Genomic DNA, 25603 nt, shown 5'->3' on the forward strand with positions numbered 1-25603 from the left:
AACAAGGATGATGGCAAGAAAAAAACAAAAATTTCATTCACCGTATTTAAAACTTATAAGGGGAATTTTATAGTCCAAAACCAGTAGAACAAGGGTACTACAACCATGTCGTAATTCAAGAACAAGTGCAACTTACGTATGGACAATATTTAATCGGAAAAAATCGAGAGCAAGCAATTCGTACTAGCTCCTCTGATGATGATACGAATTATGAAAAAATCAATTGGTATAACGATATGAAAACATCTTTTGCAAACAAAGAATTGGCCGATTTGGTAAAAGAAATTTGTAACTTTGTTAGTTTTGTTCGATGGGAACTCGAGATGCACAACTGCCATCCTTATTGGGAAATTGCTTACTACGACGATGAAGATAATGCAGTGTGAAGTTAACAAAAGGGATAGGATAGTATGCGAAATAAGAAAAAAGGACTAGCAGTCGTACCTGCCGTCCTTTAATAGGAGAAAAAGTAATCTTATTTAGAACTACGCATAAACAGAAAATCTGCTTGTAATTAGTTTTGCCATAAATATACGTGTCTATACAAAAAAGGGATAAGTAAAAAAATACTTATCCCAGGAAGGGAAATCCCAAGCACCAAAATGGCTCGTATTGGTCTGCAGGTTCAAAAGTAGTATATGTAAAACAAAAAATCTCATACAAAAAGCAGACAACGATTTTGGTTGTCTGCCAGTGAGCTCAATGAGTTAGCTAATTGTGATAATTTGCATCCCCATTGCGAGAAGAGTGAAGTTGCTAGTTCAAACAGCTTGTTCGTATTATTTTCGATTCCCTAAAAAATATACAGAGAAAGCAGATAAGTGAAAAATCTATCTGCTTCTGCTGTAACAAAAGAAAGAAGTATTAGCCGTGGACACGGCGGCTTGAAAATAGTATGTATTTTTATTTGGAAAATATTCAGGAGGTGAAGAAACATGGAATGTTTAATAAATGGTGTTTGCGAAATTAATCAACTAATTAGTAAAACAAAGTAGAAAAAGAATGAGCAAATATAACAATAAAAAGGTAAATGTTCAAAAGAGTGATGAGTATAAAGTAAAACAGAATAGCTATATTAAAGCTTGATTTTCATAAAAAATAAAGCACACATATAAGTGTGCTCTTATGAACGCTTTAAATTTATGTGACTACATAGTCACCATACAATAAAATATGCTTGTTTAATATAAATGTGTGTTAAATCTATAACATATATTTTGGAATGTATAAGGAATATTAAATGTTGAATGTTAATTAGTTAAGCATATTGTTTTTATTAACGAATTTGTGCAACTGTTAAAGCGGCAGAACGAATATCTACTGTACCAATTACTTCAACGGGTACAATTTGAATTAAATCACCAGGGTTTAAGTTTATTAGAATGACACCGCTGGATACATCTACTTCACCAGTGCCAATGATATTAGAACGGACTGCGGTTCCTGATCCTGCAATAATATTAGTTGATGAGTTTAGTGTTAAGAAAAAGCGCGCTGCTTCCGGGGCTACTGGAACATTATCGAGGCTGATTGTTAATGTATAACTGATTTGATAAATACCAGCTACTTGAATTCTAATACCAGTTCCTGTACTAATTGTATCATTGATTACAGGGACAGTAATGTTTGGATTTGGGCCCGTACTAGGTAGTAGTAGTGGCGTGAATAGTGTGGCAAATTGAGGTGAAGTAGCATTAAAAGCAAAACCGAGAGCTGGTAGTGTACTGGGGGCTTGTGCTCTACAATTAAAGTTCGTGAGCTTACGACTAGATGATCGCATATTTTCACTCCTTTCTTTCATTTAGATTGCGTGAGTAACAACCTCACGTTTTGGACAAGCACAATACAATATATGAAAATTTATAGTGAATAGTGCAGAAGTGTACTGTTATGGGTAACACTAATTGCCTATTGTACAAAGGAGATACTACGCTTACAGAAATAGTTTGTAACCTAAAGTTGAAAAAATAGTATGAATAGAGTTGAAAATGCTATTTAGAAATGAAAGGAAACATAATAAAAAGGAACATACATATAAGCATGCTCTTTGACAAGAAAGGTAGATTTTTATGAGTGGATTCCTCCATACAATAAAATATGCTTGTCCGGTTAATAGTTGAGAAAGGGAGAATGCATATGGAACGAATGGAAGCGTATAACAAAATAAAGATTTCATTTTATAGTAAAGGGGAATAGATATGTGTATTTATTGGGAAAACGTAGTCAAAGAGTTCTTTAAGAGGTAAGAACTGGAACGAAATAAAAGAGCAGCTAGCAAAAGCTAACTGCTCAATACAAGGAGATACAGAGAAGACTACTTTACATGAATGTTGGCATACAGCCTACATTCAGTATTGACCGAATATTTATTTTAAATCCAATTTATTTAAAGTAAACATCCCAACAGATAAAATGGCTGCGCTTGCTACAGAACCTAGCCAGTCTCTCCAGCTTAATGAATTTAAAGATGCATCTGTTAAATTCATAATTAAGAAGATAGCAAACATTAATACACCAAATGCTAAACATCCCCAAAATGTTTGCAAATATTTAATTATCTTCTTTCGGAACTTGCGCATATAAATCACCCTTATTAATAATTTATATTTTTATAAATAAATTATCGCATGTGTAAAAATTAAAAGTATGAAATATGCAAAATTACATATTGGAACTTAACAAAATAATCCATTCATAAGTAAATAGATCGAACAGAGGGAAACCGTTTCGTATGAATCAATTGTCATTTTTTGAAGTTATCGATGAAAAGGAGATGCGTAGATTTGTGGTAAAGGAGCTGAAAAACTACAAAGTATTGTGCATTTGAATGAAGAATCAAGAAAAATAGGATCAAGCGGGGGCATCGTTCTTTTCCTCAAATGAAAGGTGACGGTAAGAAACATGAGATACATTTTAAACAAATTAAACGGAAGTTAAAAAATAAAAATTTATAAAGGAAATAGAAAGTAAGGTGTTGTATATATACAATAACAGGAAACTTTTTACTAATTAAACATATAATTAAAATAGACCGACAGTCGGTCTAGCGGGAAGGAGAACGTGAATGCGAATAATTAAGGAGTATGAGGAGCGTAGAAAAGAAATTTTAGAAACAGCTGAACGATTATTTCTTACGAAAGGTTATACGAAAACAACAGTAAATGACATTTTAAAAGAGATAGGGATAGCAAAGGGGACTTTTTATCACTATTTTAAATCGAAAGAAGAAGTAATGGATGAGATTATTATGAGGATTATTAAAGAAGATGTTGCTAAAGCGAAAGTAATTGTCTCTAATCCAAATATACCAGTATTAGAAAAGTTATTTCGAGTTTTAATGGAGCAATCTCCAAAATCAGGGGATGTAAAAGCTAAAATGATTGAGCAATTTCATCAACCAAATAATGCAGAAATGCATCAAAAAAGTTTAGTGCAGTCTATTATTCATTTATCTCCTGTATTAACAGAAATTTTAGAACAAGGAATTGAAGAAGGGATATTTTCGACTTCATATCCACAAGAAACGATTGAACTATTACTATCTTCAGCGCAAGTCATATTTGATGAGGGGTTATTCCAATGGAAGACGGAAGAAATGATGAGGAGAGTGAAAGCTTATATTAAAATGATGGAAGTATCTGTTGGAGCGAAAGAAGGATCCTTTAATTATATGCTGGAGGTTTTAATGAAACAGAAATGATATTTTTTCTGTTTGTTTATTATAGACCGACAGTCGGTCTAAATTAAAGGAAGGGTGTGATTATGATATCTATTAGTATAAAACCTTCGATGAAAGATTTTTATTTAATGGTGAGTGGGCAAATTATTACTATTTTGGGTTCAACACTTTTACGTTTTGCTCTGTCATTATATGTGCTAGATTTAACAGGGCGTGCTGATATATTCGCAGGATTATATGCGATAACGAGTATTCCGTTTTTGCTAGCTCCTCTTGGCGGAGCGATAGCAGATCGTTTCAATCGCCGTAATTTAATGGTTATTTTTGATTTTATAAATACTGCGATTGTATTAAGCTTTATAGTTTTGTTATTTACTGGATCTGTATCTATTCTATTGATTGGAACAATTATGTTTTTACTGGCAATTGTTAATGCAATGTACGCACCAGTTGTAATGGCAAGTATTCCGCAATTAGTTCCAGAGAAAAAATTAGAACAAGCGAACGGTATCGTAAATGGTGTGCAAGCATTATCTAATATAGTTGCCCCTGTATTAGGAGGAATATTGTACGGCATAATTGGTTTGAAAATGCTCTTGATAATAAGTTGTCTTGCTTTCTTTTTATCTGCGATTTTAGAAATGTTTATTACAATACCTTTTATAAAGAGAGTGCAAGAAAGCCATATCATACCGACAATTGTAAAGGATATGAAAGAAGGGTTTATATATGTTTTAAAACAACCATTTATTTTGAAGGCTATGTTACTTGCAGCTTTACTAAACTTAATTTTGACACCGTTATTTATTGTTGGAGGACCTATTATTTTACGAGTAACTATGCAGATTAGCGATACGATGTATGGAATCGGGATGGGGTTAATTGATTTTGCCACCATATTAGGTGCATTGTCAATCGGTTTCTTTGCTAAAAAGTTACAGATGAAAACATTATATTATTGGATGCTTATTATAGCTCTATTAGTAATACCGGTGGCGCTATCGGTCACACCATTTATTCTTAATTTAGGACACTATCCACCATTTATCCTCTTTATACTTTCTTCTATTTTAATTGCAATGATCATGACAATTGTATCCATCTATGTGATTACTGTAGTTCAAAAGAAAACACCAAATGAGAACTTAGGAAAAGTAATGGCAATTATAACAGCGGTATCCCAATGCATGGCACCGATTGGTCAAGTCGTTTATGGTTTTATGTTTGAAGAATTCAGTATGAAAATTTATTTACCTATATTAGTTATTAGTTTCATAATGTTATTAATAGCAGTTGTGACGAAGAAAATACTATCCAATGAAGGGAACTAGCTTTATATGATTAGGAGAATGTTAAAAAGAGATTTCTCTCAAAATAAAATGATAATTACTATTTTATTTATGTTTATCATGTTATCAAGTCTTTTAATGGCTAGTGCTTTAAGTAATGTTATAAATCTATTGAACTCAATGGATCAATTGGTTAAAGTATCAAACGCACCGCACTTCGTACAAATGCATGCCGGAGAAGTAAATCAAAAGTCAATTGATTCCTTTGTAGAAAAAAATCCGTTTGTAAAAAAACAGCAAACGGCTGAGATGGTTCAAATAAATGGATCTAACATTTTTATTAAAAAGAAAAATCAAGCAGAACATAATAGTGTAATGGACATTAGTTTCGTGAAACAAAATAGTAAGTTTGATTTTTTATTAAATTTAAATAATGAAGTGGTCGATGTTACGAAAGGGGAAATAGGTGTACCCATTTATTATATGCAAAAATATAATTTGCGTATGGGAGATAAAATATGGGTTATTAAAGATAATAATGAACTAGAATTTACGATTTCAGCATTTGTTCGTGATGTTCAAATGAACCCATCAATCGTTAGTTCAAAACGATTTGTAATAAGCAATAAAGATTTTGAAAGAATAAAAAGAAATTTTGGAGAAAGCGAATATCTTATTGAATTCCAGCTAACAGACGAAAATAAAATAAATGAATTTGAAAATCTATATAAGTCATCGAACTTACCACAAAAAGGTCCCTCTATTACGTATTCACTATTTAAAACACTCAATTCATTAACAGATGGAATAATAGCTGCAGTACTTATCATAATAAGTGCATTATTAATGTTAATTGCAATGTTATGTATTAGATTTACGATTATTACTTCGATGGAAGAAGATTATCGGGAAATTGGTGTTATGAAAGCTATCGGCATTACAAGTAAAGATATTCAAAAACTATATGTAACAAAATATGTTGTTATTTCAGCTGGTGGGTGTATATGTGGATATATACTTTCACTATTTGTTACAAAGATATTCACTTCGAATATCACTCTTTATATGGGAGCGGCAGATAAAAGTATTTTACACAATGTTGTGCCATTCATAATTACAACACTATTATTTTTAGTCGTTATCTTGTTCTGTCGTATCATTTTACGGAAATTTAGGGGAATTACGGCAATAGATGCTTTACGATCAAGAGATAATCTAGGAAAGAGGAAGGTGAAAAGTTCTTTTTCTCTTTCTCAAACTAAAATTACAAATGTGAATATATTTATTGGTATACAAGATGTTATAAAAAGATTTAAGTTATATCGCGTATTAAGTATCGTATTAATAATAGCTGTGTTTATGATTGTTGTACCTGTTAACTTTTTGTATACGATTCAGTCACCGAAGTTTGTAAATTATATGGGGACAGGAAAAAGTGATATTCGAATAGATTTACAGCAAACTGAAAATATAGAGAAACGTTTTAAGGGTGTTATTTCATATGTAAAAAATGATAAAGAAGTAGAAAAATATGCAACATTTGTTACGAGTACATTTAAAATGGTAAACGCTGATGGTACACATGAAAACTTAAATGTAGAAATGGGAGACTTCACTAAATTTCCATTAGACTATATCAAAGGTAGGGCACCAAAAAATGAAAATGAAATTGCTCTTTCTTATATGAACGCAAATGAATTAAAAAAGAATGTAGGGGATCGTATCGTTTTATTTGTTGATGGGAAAGAGAAAACACTAACGATTAGTGGTATGTATCAAGATGTAACAAATGGCGGGAAAACAGCTAAAGCGAGCTTTTCTTATAATAACCAAAACATATTATGGTATGTAGTAAATGTAGATTTAAAGTCTAATGTTGATTTGCAAGAAAAAGTGAAGGAGTATAAACAAAAATTTAGTTCTGCAAAAATAACAGATACGGATGATTATTTAACGCAAACTTTAGGAGAAACAATTAAACAATTAAGACTCGTGACTCAAGTGGCTATTTTGATTGCGATATTGATATCAGTTTTAATTACTGCAATGTTTTTCAAAATGTTATTAGCAAAAGATTCTTCGCAAATTTTAATTATGAAAAATATCGGTTTTTCTAGTAAAGATATTCGTATACAGTATATAACACGTTCTATCGTCATTGTATTATTAGGCATTGTGATAGGGACATGTATAGCTGCTACGTTTGGTGAAATGTTAGTAAGTTGGTTAGGGTCTTTTATGGGAGCTGCTCATATAAAGTTTGTCGTGAATCCTATCGTTTCTTATGTAATATGTCCAGCTATATTATGTATATGTGTGACTGCAACAACGCTTTTCAGTAGTTTTACTATGAAGCAAACAAACGATGTAAAGCCAAATGGGGAGTAGGGGTGTATCACTTGAAAAAAATTTTAGAAGTAAAGCAAGTAAACAAAACATATTCAATGGATGGAAATACAAATTATCACGTGTTAAAAAATATAGATTTAGAGATTTATGAGGGAGAATTTGTATCAGTCATGGGGCCTTCTGGTTCTGGGAAATCGACGCTACTATATAATATTAGTGGAATGGATCAAATGTCATCAGGAAGTGTAAAAATTGATAGTACAGAATTATCATGTATGAAAGAAGAAGCGTTAGCAAAATTACGCCTTACTGAAATAGGATTTATTTTTCAGCAGAGCAACCTTCTTAGAAACTTGAACCTATTTGATAATATCATCTTGTCAGCATATTTAGCGAAATGTGAGAGTAAGAAAATAGTAAATAAACGTGCTCTAGAGCTAATGGAGAATATGGGGATAAGTGATATAGCGTCTCATTATATAACCGAAGCATCTGGGGGACAATTACAAAGAGTCTCTATTTGTAGAGCGCTCATTAATAATCCAAATATTATTTTTGCAGATGAGCCGACTGGTGCTTTAAATTTAAAAGCAACAGAAGAAGTAATGCAAATATTATTAAATATTAATCGTGATGGAACGACCATTATGTTAGTCACTCATGATGTGAAAGTAGCAGCAAAAACAGAAAGAATTCTTTTTATGGCGGACGGAGAAATTGTTAGTGAAATACAGTTAGGTAAGCTTAGGAACGATGATTTAAAAGCGCGAGAAGAGAAGTTGTTAAACTGGTTAGCTGTACTTGGATTTTAAAGAGAAAAACTCCTATTGAATGTAGGAGTTTTTTCTTTGTCTTAAAGTTCTAAAAGGTATATAATAATTTTCTGAATATTGAAACTGGAGGGGTGCAAATGAAAAATGAAACGTTGCACACGCAAGAAGATATTATTAAAATGCTGGATTCATTATTAAGACCAGCAGAACCATTTTGGAATGAATTTTATGCGAATAGAGAAAAAGATGTTCCGTTTTTTGAAAATGTTCCAGATGAGAATCTAGTTTCGTATATACAAAAAAAACGGGTTTCAAAAGGGAAATTACTGGAACTTGGATGTGGTCCGGGTAGAAACGCAATTTATCTAGCACATGAAGGGTTTGATGTAACAGCAGTAGATTTATCTATAGAAGGCATTAGCTGGGCGAAAGAGAGGGCGTTAGCAAAAGGAGTAGAAATTGAATTTATTTGTGATTCAATTTTTAATTTAGAGGTTCAAAATGAATTTGATTTTGTATACGATTCGGGCTGTTTACATCATATTCCACCACATAGAAGAATAAATTATGTGGATTTAATTAAAAACGCATTGAAATCAGGTGGTTATTTCGGATTAACATGTTTTGCGGCAGGCGATTTAGATGAGCGAAATGGCTCAGAAATAACAGATTGGGACGTATATAGAGGATGGAGTCTACAAGGAGGTCTTGCTTATTCGGAAGAAAAACTAAGAGAGATATTTAAAGGATTTGAAGTGATTGAAATTAGAAAGATGGAACAGATTGAACAACCAAGTACTATGTTTGGAGAATCATTTCTTTGGACAGCATTATTTAAGAAGAAATAAGAAAGTAGATAATTGACAAACTCATCGTTTTTATAGACAATATACTTATGAGAATGTATGTTCGTTTTTTTGTTAACCGATGTATATTTTGCATAAATACATAACAAGGGGTTGTCTCTAAATGAGTAACACAAATCAAAAAATTACTACGTTTTTAATGTTTGAAGGAAAAGCTGAGGAAGCAATGAATTTTTACACGTCGCTATTCGATCAATCAGAAATTGTAAATATCTCTCGTTACGATGAAAACGGACCTGGTAAAGAGGGTACTGTCATTCATGCAACGTTTACGCTAAATGGCCAAGAGTTTATGTGTATTGATAGTTATGTAAATCATAACTTTACGTTCACTCCAGCTATGTCTCTTTATGTAACTTGTGATACGGAAGAAGAAATTGAAACAGCTTTTAATAAACTAGCGGAGGATGGAGCAGTACTTATGCCTTTAGGTGCCTATCCGTTTAGCAAAAGATTTGGTTGGTTAAATGATAAGTATGGTGTGTCTTGGCAGTTAACGCTTGCGGAATAAATTGTAATTGATTTGTTTAATGGGTGTAGTTAAGAGGTTGAAAATTTAAATAACAAATAAAAAGGTGTTCCAACCGTCAACAAGTTTGGAATGCCTTTTTATTTGTTTAAATGAATTTGTATTTTTTCTATTTAGAATATTTTATTTTTCTTACTACTTTTTATCTGTTAATATAAATATAGAAAAATATGTATTAATTATTGGTTAGGTTAATAGAAAAAAACATAAATAGTAAATGATCTTACACTTAAAATGTAACAAGATAGCTAGGGGGAATAGTTATAATGGATACAACTCAACAAAACAGTAATGCATGGGATAAAAAGGTTGAAGAAGGTTCTAGATATACACAACCTGTAAGTAGCGAGGTTATTGAAAGAAGTAAATCAGGTGAATGGGAAATCACAGTTACCACAGAAAAATCAGTTCCTAGAGATTGGTTTCCAAAATCATTAGATGGATTAAAGATACTTTGCTTAGCGTCAGGTGGAGGGCAACAAGCACCTGTTCTAGCTGCTGCTGGGGCGGATGTAACAGTTACTGATATATCAAGAAAGCAGTTGGAACAAGATAAAAAGGTAGCAGAACGGGATGGGTTAAATTTAAAAACAGTTCAAGGAGATATGTCAGACCTCAGTGATTTTGAGGATGAATATTTTGATATTGTTGTAAATCCTGTTTCTAATTTATTTGTAAAAGATGTACATCTTGTATGGAATGAAGTTTCAAGGGTTTTAAAGAATAAAGGTATTCTCATTTCTGGATTTACAAATCCGTTACTATGGATTTTTGATGATAATCAAGAACAAAAAGGTATTCTTGATGTAAAACATTCAATCCCTTCATCGACATTGGATTATTTACCAGAGGATGAAGTTCAAGATTACATCGATTCAAATCAAACAATAGAATATGCGCATACACTGGAAGATCAAATCCAAGGCCAAATTGAAGCGGGTTTTATTATAACAGGTTTTTATGAGGATGATTTTGGTGGAACAAGGATATTAGATAAGCATATTAAAACATTTATTGCTACAAAAGCTATAAAGTTAAAGGTTGATTAAAAATTTTGACTTGTCACACGAGACGTTAGTCGAAGAAGGTTCTTAAAATAGTATATATAAAAGGAAAAGGGTGGCACTTTCCATCCTTTTCCTTTTATATAATTAGGTTATGCTTTTTATATTAAGAATTTTGCTGGCCGAATCTCTTCCCAAGTTTAGCTAGCAGTTCAGGTTGATCCCCTTGGCTCATTACAACTTCAACAAAGGTAAGCTGATCCTTATCAATACTTATTTTAGTTAAGACTTCTTGTAACTCTGTTTCATTTTCTACTTTACATGTTAGGCTTTTTTCTTCTGTTCCGAATACTTTCGCTAGTTTTGTGTACTCCCACATTTGTATGTCATTATACGGTTCGTTTTGACCATGAATTGCACGTTCAACAGTATAACCATTGTTATTAATTAAAAATATAATCGGTTTTAAATTTTGACGAAGCATGGTCGATAACTCTTGGACAGTTAATTGGAAAGAACCATCACCAATAATTAAAATGTTGCGCCGCGATAAATTAGCGAGCTGTGTACCAAGTAGAGCAGGTAACGTATAGCCGATCGATCCCCATAATGGTTGCACTACATATGTAGTATTGTTTGGTAAAGGGATAGCGGCACTACCAAAGAAAGGTGTTCCTTGCTCTGCAAGTAAGACGTCGTTTTCTTGTAAGAAATGGTATATTTGTTGCCAAAAACGTTTTTGTGTAACCATTTGTGCTTTTGGATTGAACTCTTCTGTTATAGGTAGTGATTCTGAAATAAATGGCTTAATATTAAGCGTTTCTTCATTTCGATGCTTAATTACATCACTTAACTGTTGTAAAACATCTTTCATTACAACTGGCCCGTATTTTTTATCTGTAATTTTCACAGTGTAGGGATGAATTTCAATAACTTGTTCTTTCGTAAAACCTTGTGTGAAGCCACCTGTAATAGTATCAGTTAACTTCGCACCAATACTAATAATACAGTCAGATTCATCAATTCTTTTACGCAAGTATGGAGAACTTACATCACCAGTATAAATCCCTATAAATTGAGGGTGTTTTTCTGGAAATATTCCTTTTCCCATACTTAACGTTGCAATAGGAAACCCTGTTTTTTCTACAAATTGATATAAATATTCTTTAGCATGAAAACGATCCACTTCAAAATCAGCTAAAATAATAGGTTTCTTTGCACTATTTATTTTTGAAATGGCATGTAGAAGCATTTTATCCAGTGTTTCTTTATTACTTAAAATCGGTTTATGTAAAATTGGTTCTGTAGGTTTATTAATTGGTTTATTATACACATCAATCGGCAAATTAATATGAACAGGGCGTTTTTCATTCCAACATGCACGTAACACACGGTCAATTTCCTCAGCAGCATGTTCTGGGGTTAAATTAGTTTGTGCAACGGTAATTTCTCGATACATATTGGAAAAGTGATTAAACTTTCCGTCGCCTAACGTATGATGAACGAGCTCTCCATTTTCCATTACAGTTGTTGTTGGCGTACCTGTTATTTTTATAACGGGTACATTTTCAGCATATGAACCAGCAATTCCGTTAATGGCACTTAATTCCCCAACGCCAAAGGTGGTAATAAGAGCACCGATTCCTTTTATACGAGCATATCCATCTGCAGCATATGCCGCATTTAATTCATTACAATTGCCAATCCACTCTACATTTTCATGTGCTATTACATCATCTAAAAAAGCCAAATTATAATCACCAGGGACACCAAAAATATGTTCAATTCCTAATTCGCTTAGTCGGTCTAATAAATAAGTACTAACAGTATATTGCGTTTTCAAGTGAATCATCTCCTCGTTGTTTTGCTGTCTTGTAATAAACGAAAGTAGCTCTAGAGTATGGATTTAAAAATTCATTACGAGAATGTGGTATAATTTACATACAGGGGGAAAGTAGATGACACAACATAAAGAAGAACAGATGAATGAAGCATTAGCCTTATTTTACTTTGCATATAAAACATTTACTGAAAAGCCAGATGAAATTATAAAAGAGTATGGTATTCAAAGAGTACATCATCGAATTTTATTTTTTATCGCACGCTTTCCAGGGATAAGTGTAAATGAGTTATTATCACTACTAGAAATAAGTAAACAAGCTCTTCACGGACCATTACGACAACTTGTGGAAAAGGGCTTAATTGAGAGTAATGAAGCTACACATGATCGCCGTGTGAAACAGTTATCTTTAACAGAAAAAGGTACCGATTTAGAGAAAAAACTGAGCGATGTACAAAGGCAACAAATGGGTGCTATTTTTTCAAAATTTGGTGAATCGTGTGAAGAAAATTGGCATCAAGTTATGAATGAAATGGCAAATAGCCGATCAGGTTTTGACGCTTGGATATCGAAACGGGAAATACCAGTCGATCAAAAATAATGAAAAAACTTCTGTTTTTATCGTTTGAAAAAGAACAAATTTTATCCATACATTTGGCAACTATGATTTGGTCATAGAGTGAATGGATAAAAAGATACATTACTAGATACTTTATACGTGTACGCAATGGAACAATAAAATTCACATTTCCGAAAGGGGAATTATTATGATAAAACTTGTACTTATTCGTCACGGACAGAGTTTATGGAATCTTGAAAATCGCTTTACTGGATGGACAGATGTAGATTTATCAGAGAATGGATTAAGTGAAGCGAGAGAAGCAGGAGCGATATTAAAGAAAAACGGATATACTTTTGATGTAGCTTATACATCTGTATTAAAACGAGCAATTCGGACGTTATGGATTGTACTTCATGAGATGAATCTTGCCTGGGTGCCAGTACATAAATCTTGGAAGCTAAATGAAAGACATTATGGTGCATTGCAAGGTTTGAATAAAGATGAAACCGCGCAAAAATATGGTGAGGAGCAAGTTCATATTTGGAGAAGAAGTATTGATGTAAGACCACCGGCTCTTACTGAGGATGATCGCAGGTATGAAATGAATGATCCAAGATATAAAGCACTGAAAAAAGGTGAGTTTCCATTGACAGAATGTTTAGTGGATACGGAGAAAAGAGTACTTGCTTATTGGCATTCAGAAATTGCGCCGAAATTAAAGAATGGTAACAAAGTAATCATTTCATCACATGGTAACACAATTCGCTCGCTAGTAAAATATTTAGATAACCTTTCAAGCGATGGTGTCGTTTCATTAAACATTCCAACGAGCATACCACTCGTGTATGAATTAGACGATGATTTACGTCCAATTCGTCATTATTACTTAAGTATGGATGGAGAAGTACCTGAAGGGGAAATTCCGAAACATATTTCTTTTTGACATGAAAATTTGAAACACATGCTTGTCTACATATACAATGTAGATTCAAGGTAAAAGACGTGGTACCTTCTAATGTATATGCGATGTAACTAAATTTAGAAGCTTGTCCACGTCTTTTGTCATAAAGAGAGTTGCTTGTGCATGTAATGATATCGTGAGTAGTTTTTGAATGGAGGGTGATGTCATTGGTGATCTCTAACATTCGAATCGGCTTATTTATTTTAGCAATCGTTTTTCTAGTACTTGTTTTCTTTTATTGGAAAAACGAAGAGTTGTACGAGGAGAAGAAGCAACGTATTAGAAAGACTTGGTATGGGTTGTTTATAATATCAGTCACCGTGTATTTCATGATAAAAGGAATTGATTTAACCCTCTGGAAAAATCTTTTAATGTTCACTGCAATGGTTATTTTCGTTGATATTGCATTTATTTTAACACCTAATATTTCAGAAATATGGGGAGCGAAATTTAGCGATATCGGCAAGACGGTTCAATCGATAAAACGGTCATTAATTGCTTCTAAAGCAAGGGGAGAAATATACACAACAATCATTCAAAATGTCAATCCAGCAGTGTTCGGTACGATGGAATGGCATACGGAGGAAGAATACACAAAAAGCTTAAACGCATTTTTAGATTCGTATGGGGAAAAGATTGGAGCAAAAATTGTTGTATTTGAAGCGGCAAAGGAATTAAATGCAAACTTTCGCGGTATCCGTTCTCAATTTAGTACGATTATTCCATTAGAGTACATTGAGCAATTGAATGAGCAGAAAGCAGTACAAGTAGAAAATGTCGGAATTATACCAGCAAAAATAGTGAGTGATGTTTTCATTGTTATTGATGGGAAGAAAAATAACCTGCAAGATCGGGATTTTGAAAATGTATATAATTTAACAATACATCATAGTTATTTTAGTAAATAAGGACAGAAATTTTTTCTGTCCTTTTCACTTATACATAAAGGTAAAGCGAATTTAGACAAACTTGTATAAAATCGGACAATCATTCCTACACTAGCACGTAGAGGTGATTGTAGTGATAAAAGATTATGACAATGATTTTTTCAAAGAAGATAATGAAGATACAACTGATTTCTCTTTAATAAAAGGAGATACGTTGCAGCAAGTAGAAGAGTTAGAAGAAGAATTAAAAAGAAAATGATACTTGTACATGCTATTTACATTTACGATATAATATAAATAGAAGGTTGTATCTTTTTGAAAAGGGGGAGAAGAGATGGCTGAAGTAAATGTACAAAAGTCTTCGTTTTTTAAAGAAAAAAAAGAAGAACCAAATACAGATTTCTCTCTTGTGAAAGGTGCATTGACTCAAAATGTAGATCGATTAGAAAAATTTGTAGAGGCAATTCCATATAAGTATATAAAAGAGAATGCGTAAAAGCATTCTCTTTTATATACACTCTTTATGATTTGCTTATCTGCTATTTCTTTTTTGTTTAAAAATGATTTTATACATATAATACCCAAGGGCCGCAAAAAGGAATCCAATAACAGCACCAACTATTTCTTTCATAAACAATAAGTATAACGAAGCAATAATTAGTGTAAATAAGATTAAAATTAATACATACTTTGAAATAAATTCTAACCCTTTGTACACTAGTAGAATGACACCTGAAAGAACAGTGATGATGGGTAATATCCTATTTTCGAAAAAGCCTTCCTTTTTTTTGCTAGAATGCTGTTGTTTATTCAATATAAATATACTCCCATCTTAAAGGATTAATGTTTTATTAGTTTTGCTATTTCATTTTCGAAAAGATTTTTGGTTAAATACGTTATATCAAAGGAATCATTTATTATATTTCGAGTTAATAGCCATTGAGTGTTTGGTAATTCAATAACAAAGAATCCATTGTTAGAAATAACCTCATTCTTTTCTGTTGTATCTAGACGTATAATAGTGTAAATAGAGTGTGTTGTTTTTAAATCTATTATGTGTGAAAAATTATTTTAATCATAAATATATTAGATTATAATTCCAATAAAATCTACTTTTTTATAATATCAAATATTATTATTAAATAGTAGATTAATATTGGTAATTTTATGATAATTAACAAAAATGAAAAAGAGAGAATGCCAGGTAGGAGTTGAAGATACAACGGATTTCTCGTTAATAAAAGGAGATACATTACAGCAAGTAGAAGAATTAGAAGATGAATTAAAAAGAAAATGATACTTGTACATGCTGTTTACATTTACGATATAATATAAATAGAAGATTGTATATTTTTGAAGAGGGGGAGAAGAGATGGCTGAAGTAAATGTACAAAAGTCTTCGTTTTTTAAAGAAAAAAAAGAAGAACCGAATACAGATTTCTCTCTTGTGAAAGGTGCATTAACGGAAAATATAAATCGATTAGAGAAACTGATGAATAATAGCAGTTCAAAATATATACGAGTCACAAAAACAAAAGAAAATGCATAGAGCATTTTCTTTTGTTTTTTATTTAGCATTTAATTTTTCTTTTACTTTTGCAGGTAACTCAGCTTCCTGAACCTCTTCATATGACTTCACTTCAATTGATGAGATTTCATTTTTGCTCTTATCATCTTGATTTACATAAAGACATAAAAATGCATTTTCATTTAATTTCTGTTCGTTTGATGCTTTCTTACTTCTAAATGTAATTTGTTTTTTTACTCCGTCTTCGTCATAAGCAGGCAGTGTGTAGTTTCTTAAGTTTTTACCTTCAACTTTTCGATAGTTCCCTCGTCTTGTATCTGTACGTAATATACATCTTTACCAATTCGATTTAGTGATGCTCTCTCACAGCCAATAGTAAAACTAGAAAATAATAAACATAGTGTAATAATTGCTACAAACTGTTTCATTTTCTTTATCTCCTTCAATTTGTTTCTTTACACAGTATATGATTATTGTGAAATGAGAAAAATCGATATAAATTACAACATCCTTACAATGTTGTAATAGTGTTGTACATAAAATGAACATCATATTAAAAGTTAAAAGAAAAGTAAAATTATGAATCATGGTATAATGATAAAAGACTTACATATTATTTTGTTATTTTGAGAGGAGCTTAAAAATGTATTCTACTTTAGAACAATTAACAAAGCACCCTGTATTTTATCATTTTGCAGAAATTTCAAAGATTCCTAGAGGATCAGGTAATGAAAAGGAAATTAGTGATTATTTAGTTGGCTTTGCAAAAGAGCGTAACTTAGAAGTGATTCAAGATGAAGCATTAAATGTCATTATTAAAAAAGAAGCAACTGCTGGTTATGAAAATGTACCAGCTATTATCATTCAAGGTCATATGGATATGGTGTGTGAAAAAAATCAAGCAACAGTACATGATTTTGAAAAAGATCCAATTGAATTACGAATCATTGGGGACATGTTATATGCAAATCAAACGACTTTAGGCGCTGATAATGGTATTGCAGTGGCGTATGCGATGGCTTTATTAGATTCGCAAGACCTTCCGCATCCAGCACTTGAAGTAGTTATTACTACTGAAGAAGAAACAACAATGGGCGGGGCTTTTGCTGTTGATGCAAATCACTTTGATGGTAAGATTTTTATAAATATTGATTCTGAAGAAGATCATAAATTACTTGTAAGTAGCGCAGGTGGTGCGAAAGCTGTTGAAACAATTCCAGTGATTTGGGATGAAGCGCCAGCGAATACGGATGCATACCGTCTATATGTTGGTGGTTTAAAAGGCGGACATTCTGGTATGGAAATTGATAAACAACGTGGTAATGCGAACAAAGTATTAGGACGAGTATTACGCGATTTATCAGCAAATATTCAATTTGATATAAGTGAAGTTCACGGCGGATTAAAAACAAATGCAATTCCGCGTGAAAGTGTAGCTACAGTTGTATTACGTACAGAAGATGTAGAGAAAGTAGAAGAAAAACTAGAATCTTGGACGAGAGTATTACAAGAAGAAATGCGTGCTGTTGATCCAGATGTTCACGTTACACTTACAAAATTGGATGAGAAAGTAGAAAAAGTATTTGCTAAAGAGACACAAAAGCAACTTATTTCATCATTATTCTTAATTCCAAACGGCATTCAAAGTATGAGTATGGATATTAAAGGTCTTGTAGAAAGTTCAACAAATTTAGGCGTTATTGAAACGTTACAAAATGAAATTAAATTACGTAACGAAGTGAGAAGTTCTGTAAGTAGTTTAAAACAACATGTTGCAGATGAGATTAAATGTATCGCCGAGTTAGTTGGTGCAACATTTGAAATCGAGTCAGAGTATCCAGAATGGCCATACAATCCGAATTCACAAATTCGTAATTTGTTTGAAAAAGTGCATCAAGAAAAATACAATAAAGATGTTGAAATCTTCGCTGTACATGCAGGGATTGAATGCAGTGTATTCGTTCAAAAGATGCCTGAATTAGATGCAATTTCATTCGGTCCAGATATATTCAATGTTCACACTCCAGATGAACATATTAGTATTTCTTCTGTTGTGAATAACTGGGGATTCTTCGTTGATGTAATGAAGGGTACGAAAGAATTAGCTAAGTAATAATGATGAAATGAAAAGTAGCCTATAAAATTTTATAGGCTACTTTTTTGTATAGAGTTTTATTAGAAATTCATTTTTACGTCATTATTTAATTTTTGGTTTTATTTCTAGAGGAGATCGAACCAAAGACTGCTCCAGAAATTGCTCCGATTAAAGTAATAAAAATTGCACTCCATGTTGCAAATGACATTTTTACACCTCCAAATAATCAATTATTGTTTCTTAGTCTTTTGAATAGAAATGATAATTGCAATAACTATTAAGAAAATAAGTGGAGACCAAGAATAGAAAGACATGTAATATTCTCCTTTCAATATTAATTTTAAATATTTTTATAGATAAATTATCGCATTTTTAAAAAGTGAACATATAGAATATGCAATATTGCATATTAGATTATAGAACTTAATGAGGTGAAAACAGTTGTTGAATAAAAAATATAATTTATAAAGAAAGTAAGGGTTTTTTTAACTTTAAAAAGGGAAAATAATCAAAAGGTCCTCTATCTTATATAAGGTAGAGGACCTTTTAAAATGGTTTTTGTCTAATAAAAATAGTATTTAATATTTTTTGATGAGGTTTAATTATTTTGAGATTTTAAAGCTGCCTCCATAATAATAATTTTCTCCAAGTTTCATAACAGCTACATATGTTCCAGGATTATAAGCCTTAGTAATAGGTGTTACAAATCTACCATAATTATGATTCAAACCCGAGTCATAAATGGTTTTATATCTATGTAAGTTTATTTCATCATTTTCATTCCCGCTCAATTGATATATTTTTACAATACCAGTATCTTTACCACCAGTATATATAGTAACATCGAATGTATCTCCATGTTTTAAGTCACCAACTGCTAACTCTTCTATAAAATCTGCATTATGATGTAATAAAAAATAGCTTTGCCAACGACAATTATCTAAAAATTGCGATTCCTTTTGTATAAGTTGCGATTCAGCAGAAACAGGTGGGAGCGTACCAATTGTATTCGAAAATAAAAATCCTCCAACAGTCAATGCGCCAATAATTGTGGATTGCCTTAAAAGTTTCATGTTCTAAACCTCCTATTTACTTAAGGATTCAGAAATCGTTTTGTGAAAAACTGGCTGTGAAATCTAATGGATGATAATATCTTCTATAATCATATTAACATTTATTGATTTATCAGACAAATTAAAATGTAATAAGACTATATCGAGGAAGTTACGGCTATTACAGGAAAGAAGTTAGAGGTATAGTTAAGAAATCTTTATCATATGTAATTGGGATTTGTTATTTGAAAATTCGATTGTTTTAATGTTTAAATTTCAATTCATACTTTAAGTTTCAATACATCATTTTACAATTTGACTTATGTAATTTAACACGTTATGATTTTTTTATTATAACAGAAAGGCTTGAATATAATGATTCGTCGTTTGAGAAAGCTAAAAAATGTAGCAGTCGTATTAAGCTTCTAAGTGAATTACAAAGATCTACAATACTTAGAAGCGAGGAATAAAGGTATGAAGTATCCATTATATAATCATTGGTCAGAAACGAAGTATTTAAAAGATATAGTTACAAATCCACTCATTGAGGTAGGAGAGTACTCCTATTATTCAGGTTATTATGGTCATCAAAATTTTGAAGATGGCTGTGTAAGGTATTTGTGGGGGGATGCTAAGTCCCGAGCACTTTTCAATCCAATTGAACAGATGGGATGGCATCTTGATAAACTCATTATTGGGAATTATGTTTGTATTGCCAGTGGAGTAGTCATTTTAATGGGTGGTAATCATAATCATCACTCAGAATGGATTACAGTATATCCATTCGCTGAGCAAATTGAACATTCATATGAACCGAAGGGTGATACAGTCATTAAAAGTGACGCTTGGATTGGAATGAATGCTATAATAATGCCTGGCGTTACAATTGGTGAAGGTGCAATCGTTGCAGCAGGAACTGTCGTAAGTAAAGATGTTCCGCCGTATACAATAGTTGGTGGAAATCCTGCTAAGGAAATAAAGAAGCGGTTTAATGATACAGAAATGAATATGCTGATGGAAATGCGTTGGTTTGATTGGAATAGAGAATTAGTTGAGAAGGCAATGCCTATATTATCTAGCTCATCTATTAAACTATTATATGATTTTTATAAAAAGGAAGTAAAAAATAGATAAGTCTGTGAAAAAACTACATTCTGTATAGGATGTAGTTTTTTATTATAAAAATTAATAGTCTAGACTAAGGGAAATTCATCTCTAGTATAAGTATAGTAAATAGCTGAATTAAATAATAAAAATCCTTAATAGCTAATAAACAAATGCTTAACTGCCAGTTTGCCTCGATAATTAATCAGGACACACTGGTTTTATTTTTTGTAAATATGGAACAAATGGATTACTTAGATTGTCGATTAAGTGTAATCCTAAAAAATATGAAAGTACGAATCATTTTGAAAAATACAAAGGTGTTAAAAGTGTGGGTAATAAGTGTCAGTTTGTCTAAAAGAGCGGGATGAAATATTCTATATGAAAGTGGTCCTAATGTCTTATATTTAGAATTTGATAACGTTGTCTATTTTTGAAGGATTATGTCAGAATAACGCTTTTTTGAGTACAAAGATATTGGAGGTAACAGAAGTGAAAGGTATGTTTTGCAAGAGATTTATTGCAATAATAACAGTGCTTACACTATTTTGTAGCATAACTGTTATATCTGGAAGTGCATCAGCGGAAACAGTTTCTGCTATAGAAGTAGAAGCAGGATCAGCAATTTTAGTAGAAGCAAATTCCGGGAAAATTTTATATGAAAAAAATGCAGATGAATTATTAGCAATTGCTAGTATGACAAAAATGATGAGTGAATATTTAGTTCATGAAGCGGTGGAGAACGGAAAACTTAAATGGAATCAAAAAGTTAAAATCTCTGAATATGCATATAAGATTTCGCAAGATCGTTCCTTATCAAACGTTCCATTAGAAAATGGAGGCTCTTATACGGTCAAAGAGTTATATGAGGCAATGGTAATTTATTCTGCAAACGGTGCAACAATTGCTTTAGCTGAAGAGATTGCTGGGAAAGAAGTTAATTTCGTAAAAATGATGAACGATAAGTCAAAAGAGTTTGGAATGAAAAATTATAAATTTGTAAACTCAACAGGTTTAACAAACTATGATTTAAAAGGACATCACCCAGAAGGGACAACTCCAGACGAGAAAAATAAAATGTCCGCAAGAGATTGTGCGATTTTAGCACAACGTCTTATTCAAGATTTTCCGAAAATATTAGATACTGCAAAAATCCCTAAAAAAACATTTCAACAAGGTGGTAAGTATCCAATTGATATGACGAACTTTAACTGGATGTTAACAGGTTTAATTAAGCAATACGAAGGTGTAGATGGGTTGAAAACAGGAACTACCCCTGAAGCTGGGGATTGTTTCACTGGTACAGCAGAAAGAAACGGTATGCGTTTAATCTCTGTCGTGATAAAAGCAAACTCTCATGCAGCACGTTTTGTTGAAACGAAGAAATTATATGATTATGGATTTGCGAATTTTGAAATGAAGAAAGTTTATGGAAAAGATTCAGTAGTAAACGGGCATGAAACAGTGCGAGTAGCAAATGCAAAAGACAAAGATGTAGTTGTTCAAACGAAGCAAGCTGTTTCACTTCCAATACCAAAGAGCAACAAAGACGTATATAAAAAAGAATTTAAAGTATTGAATGAAGAACAAGAAGCACCTATTAAAAAAGGTGTAACAATTAGTAAAATGATTATCTCGCCTAAAGATAGTACAGATCCTGGTTTTTTATTAGGTAAATCATTACAAGTAGACCTTGTAACAAAATCTGATATAGAACAAGCAAATTGGTTCACACGTTTTATGCGTAACATCGGATCTTTTTTTAGCGGTATGTGGGACAGTGCGTTTGATATAGTAAAAAGCTAATTTTATAGTCTGAAATAAAAGCTTTCAAAGTATTATAGATTTTTATGTTGATGGCTTGGAATTGAAGAAGGCATTATTTTTTCATATTTGTCCGTCGGAACTTTTTGTATTGCTATTAAGCTAAAATAAATTTGTATCTATATAATCCCTAAAACGCTATCTTTTTTGTAGAAATATAAAAAAGGATGGAGTTTATTTTGATTTTGAATTTAAAGCACCCTGGTACAAGGATAGTTTAATAAAGTTACACAGGATGGAAGAAGATTCATTATTCAATTAAATTACAATGAAAATAGATATACATTGTGAACTATTATATAGTGTAGATATAAACAACAAAAAGGGGGAATACATATGTGGAAGCGATTTGTAGCGATTGGTGATAGTTTTACCGAGGGCATAGGGGATGAAGTTGAGAGGATTGCATTAAAAAGCTGGGTAGATCATTTTGTTCAAATATGTGCATTTGATATGGAATATGCCAATTTTGCAAAGCGTGGTTTAGTAACTAAAGAAATTCGCTCGCAGCAATTGGAAAAAGCATTAACGTTTAATCCAGATTTGGTAAGTCTAATCGCAGGTGCAAACGATGTATTAAAAGGACGTTGGAATCATCAAGAATATAAGAACGATATGGAATTTATGATAGATACATTAAGTAAAGCAGATGCTGATATTATTATAGGAAACCTTCCAGATTTTACAGTTAGGCTTCCTTTATCATCTAAAAAAAAGCAAGTAGTAAAAGAACAATTATTAGAGGCAAACGAAGTTATACGTTCACTGAGTAAAGAGTATAAGCTTCATCATGTTGACTTTTGGGATCATCATTTAGTTAATGATGATACGGTTTGGTCTAAGGATTTAATTCATCCAAACTCAAAAGGATATGTGAAAGTTGCTGAATTAATTCATAGTAGTTTACCTGTACATGACTCTTCTAAATAAGCTTTAGAGTGAACGAATCCCCAGTCGCATACAGCATATGGGTTTTGATGCGGAATAGAAGATATACGGCGTCTATAAATTAAATTTTAAGTAATTCTTTTTTATTGTATACACTTAGTTATTTTTTGTTGAAGGACCCTTAGAATAAGGGCCCTTTTTCGTGTTAAATAGATCCGCTTCTATTGTTTGTAAGAATCTTAAAATCTTCTCCTTCGAATGTAACTTGATCATAAATTAAATTTTTTTGTAAATGTGGAACAATTTCATTACTTATACTGTCTATTAAGCGTTACAACATTTTTTATTTAATTTATTAAGAAAGGAATAAACATTTTTAACTAAGGGAGAAGATTGAATTGAAAAAATTATGGATGCTGCTTTTCTTTTGTTTTGCAGTTATATTGGTAGGATGTAATAAAAACGAATCGCCAAAACAAGCATTTGAAGAATATATAAATTTATGGAATGATAGAGAATTTGCAAATATGTATGATCGTTTATCTGAACATGCCCAAAAAACGATTTCTAAAAAGGAATTCACAGAGAAATATCAAAAAATTTATGAAGGGATTGGCGTTAAGAATTTAAACGTTAAAACGAAGGGAGAGAATGCTAAAGATAAAGAACTTTTTCTTTTTGAAGTTAAGATGGATACGGATGGAGGAACAGCTTCATTTATCCATGAAGCAAAACTTGTGAAAGATAAAGATGCTTGGAAAGTAGATTGGACACCAGATTTCATTTTTCCAGGTATGAAAAAAGATTACAAAGTACGTATGCAAACAGAAGATGGAAAACGCGGGGAAATATACGATCGAAATGGGAAAGGTCTTGCAATGAATGGTAAAGCGACTGAGGTTGGAATTATTCCAGAGAAACTAGGCGAAATGGCAGCTGAAACAAAAGAAATAGTGGCACAGTTACTGGATATGTCTATAGAAGAGGTCGATCAGAAGCTTACAGCGAAATGGATAAAACCAGACTCCTTTGTACCAATTGGTATTTTAAAAGAGGGAACTAGACAGAATGATTATATTGAATTAGAAGGAGTATCATCTCGTCCAGTAAATATTCGTATGTATTCATTAGGGGAAGCAGCGGCACACTTAACTGGCTATATAGGAAATGTGAATGCAGAGGAGTTAAAATCGCTTCAAAAAAGAGGTTATCAAGCTGATGATTTAATAGGTAAGACAGGTTTAGAGAAAGTACTGGAAAATAAATTGCGTGGTGAAAAGGGTGGACGCGTATTTATAGAAGATGAGAGTGGGAAAGAGATTAAAAACGTAGCAAAAAAAGAAGCGAAAGCAGGGGAAAATGTTACGTTAACAATTGATGCTGCAATTCAAGAAAAAATCTATAATGAGATGAAAAATGAAGCAGGCTCTAGTGCAGCGATCAATCCTAAAACAGGTGAAACAATCGCACTAGTAAGTAGCCCTGCTTATAACCCAAATACAATAGTTAGAGGAGCATCAAAGGCCCAACGAGAAGCATGGAATAACGACTTGAAACTACCAATGATGAATCGTTTCACACAAGCATTTGTGCCAGGTTCCCTATTTAAAACGATTACAGGTGCAATTGGTTTGGAAACAAACACAATAAAACCTAAGGAAGAATTTAATATTCAAGGACTAAAGTGGACAAAAGATTCCTCTTGGGGAAATTATTATATAACACGTGTGAAGGATGCAAGTCCAATTGATTTTGACAAGGCAATGAAGTACTCAGATAATATTTATTTTGCTCAACAAGCCTTGAAGATGGGAAAAGATAAGTATGTAAATGAATTTAAGAAATACGGATTCCATGAAAAATTACCAATCGAATACGAATTTCCTATTTCAATCATTGCAAGAGATGGGATAAAAAATGATATTCAACTAGCAGACACGGGATACGGACAAGGACAAGTATTAATGACCCCACTTCATTTAGCATTAACATATGCACCGATTGTAAATGAAGGGAATATTCCGTCGCCTCATCTTTTAAAAGAAGCAAAAGTAGAAGGGAACTGGAAAGAAAATGTGGTTTCTAAAAAGAATCAAGAGATATTAAAGAGTGCATTAATAAAAGTCATTAATGACCCTGATGGCGCGGGGAGAATTGCTAAGGTTGATGGTATAACTCTTGCTGGTAAAACCGGTACAGCAGAACTGAAAGAGTCCAAAGAAGCAGATGGAAAAGAACTGGGATGGTTTGCAGCTTTTGATGCAAATGAGCCGGACATGCTTGTTACCATGATGATCGAAGATGTAAAAGGAAGAGGGGGGAGTAACGTACCCGGTGAAAAAATAAACCATATTTTCCGGAAATAATAATTAA

24 protein-coding genes and 1 pseudogene are annotated in these 25603 nt (G+C 32.2%); 19 read left to right on the forward strand and 6 right to left on the reverse strand.

Annotated elements, in window-relative coordinates; genetic code table 11:
* Positions 1–125 precede the first annotated feature (125 nt).
* Complete coding sequence (locus BGI23_RS11875; protein WP_070806023.1) at positions 126–386, forward strand: hypothetical protein; 261 nt, start codon at positions 126–128, stop codon at positions 384–386.
* An 890-nt stretch (positions 387–1276) separates the two neighbouring features.
* On the opposite strand, the gene exsF is transcribed toward BGI23_RS11875, so the two are convergent.
* Both exsF and BGI23_RS11885 read right to left on the reverse strand, forming a co-directional pair.
* Positions 1277–1780, reverse strand: a complete 504-nt coding sequence (gene exsF / locus BGI23_RS11880; protein WP_001257912.1) for an exosporium protein ExsF — start codon at positions 1778–1780, stop codon at positions 1277–1279.
* A gap of 586 nt (positions 1781–2366) precedes the next feature.
* Positions 2367–2579 (reverse strand): hypothetical protein, encoded by a 213-nt coding sequence (locus BGI23_RS11885; protein WP_070806024.1) that lies wholly within the window; start codon positions 2577–2579, stop codon positions 2367–2369.
* A 485-nt stretch (positions 2580–3064) separates the two neighbouring features.
* Between BGI23_RS11885 and BGI23_RS11890 the strand changes: the two genes are divergently transcribed.
* The 7 genes from BGI23_RS11890 (at position 3065) to BGI23_RS11920 (ending at position 10534) form a co-directional block, all read left to right on the forward strand.
* A complete protein-coding gene (locus tag BGI23_RS11890; RefSeq protein ID WP_070806025.1) occupies positions 3065–3700 on the forward strand; it encodes a TetR/AcrR family transcriptional regulator in 636 nt (211 codons plus the stop codon).
* 62 nt (positions 3701–3762) lie between these two features.
* Positions 3763–5010, forward strand: a complete 1248-nt coding sequence (locus BGI23_RS11895) for an MFS transporter (protein WP_083322712.1) — start codon at positions 3763–3765, stop codon at positions 5008–5010.
* A gap of 6 nt (positions 5011–5016) precedes the next feature.
* The gene (locus BGI23_RS11900) at positions 5017–7356 is read left to right on the forward strand and encodes an ABC transporter permease (RefSeq protein WP_070806026.1); all 2340 of its coding nucleotides are present in this window, start codon (positions 5017–5019) and stop codon (positions 7354–7356) included.
* Between the two features lie 11 nt (positions 7357–7367).
* Positions 7368–8129 carry an ABC transporter ATP-binding protein gene (locus BGI23_RS11905; RefSeq protein WP_070806027.1) on the forward strand — a complete coding sequence of 254 codons (762 nt, stop codon included), beginning with the start codon at positions 7368–7370 and terminating at the stop codon, positions 8127–8129.
* Between the two features lie 98 nt (positions 8130–8227).
* Positions 8228–8938, forward strand: a complete 711-nt coding sequence (locus BGI23_RS11910; RefSeq protein ID WP_070806028.1) for a class I SAM-dependent methyltransferase — start codon at positions 8228–8230, stop codon at positions 8936–8938.
* 121 nt (positions 8939–9059) lie between these two features.
* Positions 9060–9467 carry a VOC family protein gene (locus BGI23_RS11915; RefSeq protein WP_044791804.1) on the forward strand — a complete coding sequence of 136 codons (408 nt, stop codon included), beginning with the start codon at positions 9060–9062 and terminating at the stop codon, positions 9465–9467.
* A gap of 284 nt (positions 9468–9751) precedes the next feature.
* Positions 9752–10534 (forward strand): class I SAM-dependent methyltransferase, encoded by a 783-nt coding sequence (locus tag BGI23_RS11920; RefSeq protein WP_044791803.1) that lies wholly within the window; start codon positions 9752–9754, stop codon positions 10532–10534.
* A gap of 121 nt (positions 10535–10655) precedes the next feature.
* Here the strand turns inward: BGI23_RS11920 and BGI23_RS11925 are convergent, their stop codons facing one another.
* Positions 10656–12341, reverse strand: a complete 1686-nt coding sequence (locus BGI23_RS11925) for an alpha-keto acid decarboxylase family protein (protein ID WP_070806029.1) — start codon at positions 12339–12341, stop codon at positions 10656–10658.
* Between the two features lie 106 nt (positions 12342–12447).
* Between BGI23_RS11925 and BGI23_RS11930 the strand changes: the two genes are divergently transcribed.
* The 5 genes from BGI23_RS11930 to BGI23_RS28410 all read left to right on the forward strand — a co-directional run bounded on the left by BGI23_RS11930 (position 12448) and on the right by BGI23_RS28410 (position 15235).
* A complete protein-coding gene (locus tag BGI23_RS11930) occupies positions 12448–12930 on the forward strand; it encodes a MarR family winged helix-turn-helix transcriptional regulator (protein WP_000191902.1) in 483 nt (160 codons plus the stop codon).
* Between the two features lie 166 nt (positions 12931–13096).
* The gene (gpmA, locus tag BGI23_RS11935) at positions 13097–13834 is read left to right on the forward strand and encodes a 2,3-diphosphoglycerate-dependent phosphoglycerate mutase (RefSeq protein WP_070806030.1); all 738 of its coding nucleotides are present in this window, start codon (positions 13097–13099) and stop codon (positions 13832–13834) included.
* 188 nt (positions 13835–14022) lie between these two features.
* Entirely contained in the window at positions 14023–14760 is a 738-nt protein-coding gene (locus BGI23_RS11940; RefSeq protein ID WP_070807299.1) for a type II toxin-antitoxin system SpoIISA family toxin, read from the forward strand.
* A gap of 112 nt (positions 14761–14872) precedes the next feature.
* A complete protein-coding gene (locus BGI23_RS11945) occupies positions 14873–14998 on the forward strand; it encodes a hypothetical protein (protein WP_000588712.1) in 126 nt (41 codons plus the stop codon).
* Positions 14999–15073: 75 nt separating this feature from the next.
* A complete protein-coding gene (locus BGI23_RS28410) occupies positions 15074–15235 on the forward strand; it encodes a hypothetical protein (RefSeq protein WP_000852626.1) in 162 nt (53 codons plus the stop codon).
* A 36-nt stretch (positions 15236–15271) separates the two neighbouring features.
* Here BGI23_RS28410 and BGI23_RS11955 read toward each other — a convergent pair whose 3' ends face one another.
* The gene (locus BGI23_RS11955; RefSeq protein ID WP_070806031.1) at positions 15272–15553 is read right to left on the reverse strand and encodes a hypothetical protein; all 282 of its coding nucleotides are present in this window, start codon (positions 15551–15553) and stop codon (positions 15272–15274) included.
* A 558-nt stretch (positions 15554–16111) separates the two neighbouring features.
* On the opposite strand from BGI23_RS11955, the gene spoIISB reads away from it, so the two are divergent.
* Positions 16112–16288, forward strand: coding sequence for a stage II sporulation protein SB (gene spoIISB, locus BGI23_RS28415; RefSeq protein WP_000852621.1), 177 nt, complete (start codon positions 16112–16114; stop codon positions 16286–16288).
* A gap of 18 nt (positions 16289–16306) precedes the next feature.
* On the opposite strand, the pseudogene BGI23_RS11965 reads toward spoIISB, so the two are convergent.
* Positions 16307–16695 (reverse strand): annotated as a pseudogene (locus BGI23_RS11965) (YxeA family protein).
* Positions 16696–16910: 215 nt separating this feature from the next.
* Here BGI23_RS11965 and pepD point away from each other — a divergent pair.
* Positions 16911–18380, forward strand: coding sequence for a beta-Ala-His dipeptidase (gene pepD / locus BGI23_RS11970; protein WP_070806032.1), 1470 nt, complete (start codon positions 16911–16913; stop codon positions 18378–18380).
* Positions 18381–18964: 584 nt separating this feature from the next.
* Here the strand turns inward: pepD and BGI23_RS11975 are convergent.
* On the reverse strand, positions 18965–19435 hold the full coding sequence (locus BGI23_RS11975; protein WP_070806033.1) for a DUF5065 family protein: 471 nt from the start codon (positions 19433–19435) through the stop codon (positions 18965–18967).
* A gap of 453 nt (positions 19436–19888) precedes the next feature.
* Between BGI23_RS11975 and BGI23_RS11980 the strand changes: the two genes are divergently transcribed.
* The 4 genes from BGI23_RS11980 to BGI23_RS11995 all read left to right on the forward strand — a co-directional run bounded on the left by BGI23_RS11980 (position 19889) and on the right by BGI23_RS11995 (position 25596).
* Positions 19889–20548, forward strand: a complete 660-nt coding sequence (locus BGI23_RS11980; protein WP_070806034.1) for a CatB-related O-acetyltransferase — start codon at positions 19889–19891, stop codon at positions 20546–20548.
* Between the two features lie 462 nt (positions 20549–21010).
* Positions 21011–22324, forward strand: coding sequence for a D-alanyl-D-alanine carboxypeptidase family protein (locus BGI23_RS11985; RefSeq protein WP_070806035.1), 1314 nt, complete (start codon positions 21011–21013; stop codon positions 22322–22324).
* Between the two features lie 354 nt (positions 22325–22678).
* Entirely contained in the window at positions 22679–23272 is a 594-nt protein-coding gene (locus BGI23_RS11990; RefSeq protein WP_070806036.1) for an SGNH/GDSL hydrolase family protein, read from the forward strand.
* 356 nt (positions 23273–23628) lie between these two features.
* Positions 23629–25596 carry a penicillin-binding transpeptidase domain-containing protein gene (locus BGI23_RS11995; protein ID WP_070806037.1) on the forward strand — a complete coding sequence of 656 codons (1968 nt, stop codon included), beginning with the start codon at positions 23629–23631 and terminating at the stop codon, positions 25594–25596.
* Positions 25597–25603: the final 7 nt, after the last annotated feature.

The sequence above is a fragment of the Bacillus sp. ABP14 genome, assembly GCF_001831375.1.
In the GTDB taxonomy this organism is placed as follows: Bacteria; Bacillota; Bacilli; order Bacillales; family Bacillaceae_G; genus Bacillus_A; species Bacillus_A paranthracis.

Coding starts and splice junctions, on each gene's coding strand:
- BGI23_RS11930 (WP_000191902.1), top strand. CDS start 12,448: ATGACACAACATAAAGAAGAACAGATGAATGAAGCATTAGCCTTATTT.
- pepD (WP_070806032.1), top strand. CDS start 16,911: ATGTATTCTACTTTAGAACAATTAACAAAGCACCCTGTATTTTATCAT.
- exsF (WP_001257912.1), bottom strand. CDS start 1,780: ATGCGATCATCTAGTCGTAAGCTCACGAACTTTAATTGTAGAGCACAA.
- BGI23_RS11980 (WP_070806034.1), top strand. CDS start 19,889: ATGAAGTATCCATTATATAATCATTGGTCAGAAACGAAGTATTTAAAA.
- BGI23_RS28410 (WP_000852626.1), top strand. CDS start 15,074: ATGGCTGAAGTAAATGTACAAAAGTCTTCGTTTTTTAAAGAAAAAAAA.
- BGI23_RS11885 (WP_070806024.1), bottom strand. CDS start 2,579: ATGCGCAAGTTCCGAAAGAAGATAATTAAATATTTGCAAACATTTTGG.
- gpmA (WP_070806030.1), top strand. CDS start 13,097: ATGATAAAACTTGTACTTATTCGTCACGGACAGAGTTTATGGAATCTT.
- BGI23_RS11920 (WP_044791803.1), top strand. CDS start 9,752: ATGGATACAACTCAACAAAACAGTAATGCATGGGATAAAAAGGTTGAA.
- BGI23_RS11925 (WP_070806029.1), bottom strand. CDS start 12,341: ATGATTCACTTGAAAACGCAATATACTGTTAGTACTTATTTATTAGAC.
- spoIISB (WP_000852621.1), top strand. CDS start 16,112: ATGGCTGAAGTAAATGTACAAAAGTCTTCGTTTTTTAAAGAAAAAAAA.
- BGI23_RS11910 (WP_070806028.1), top strand. CDS start 8,228: ATGAAAAATGAAACGTTGCACACGCAAGAAGATATTATTAAAATGCTG.
- BGI23_RS11990 (WP_070806036.1), top strand. CDS start 22,679: ATGTGGAAGCGATTTGTAGCGATTGGTGATAGTTTTACCGAGGGCATA.
- BGI23_RS11915 (WP_044791804.1), top strand. CDS start 9,060: ATGAGTAACACAAATCAAAAAATTACTACGTTTTTAATGTTTGAAGGA.
- BGI23_RS11895 (WP_083322712.1), top strand. CDS start 3,763: ATGATATCTATTAGTATAAAACCTTCGATGAAAGATTTTTATTTAATG.
- BGI23_RS11890 (WP_070806025.1), top strand. CDS start 3,065: ATGCGAATAATTAAGGAGTATGAGGAGCGTAGAAAAGAAATTTTAGAA.
- BGI23_RS11975 (WP_070806033.1), bottom strand. CDS start 19,435: ATGAAACTTTTAAGGCAATCCACAATTATTGGCGCATTGACTGTTGGA.
- BGI23_RS11900 (WP_070806026.1), top strand. CDS start 5,017: ATGATTAGGAGAATGTTAAAAAGAGATTTCTCTCAAAATAAAATGATA.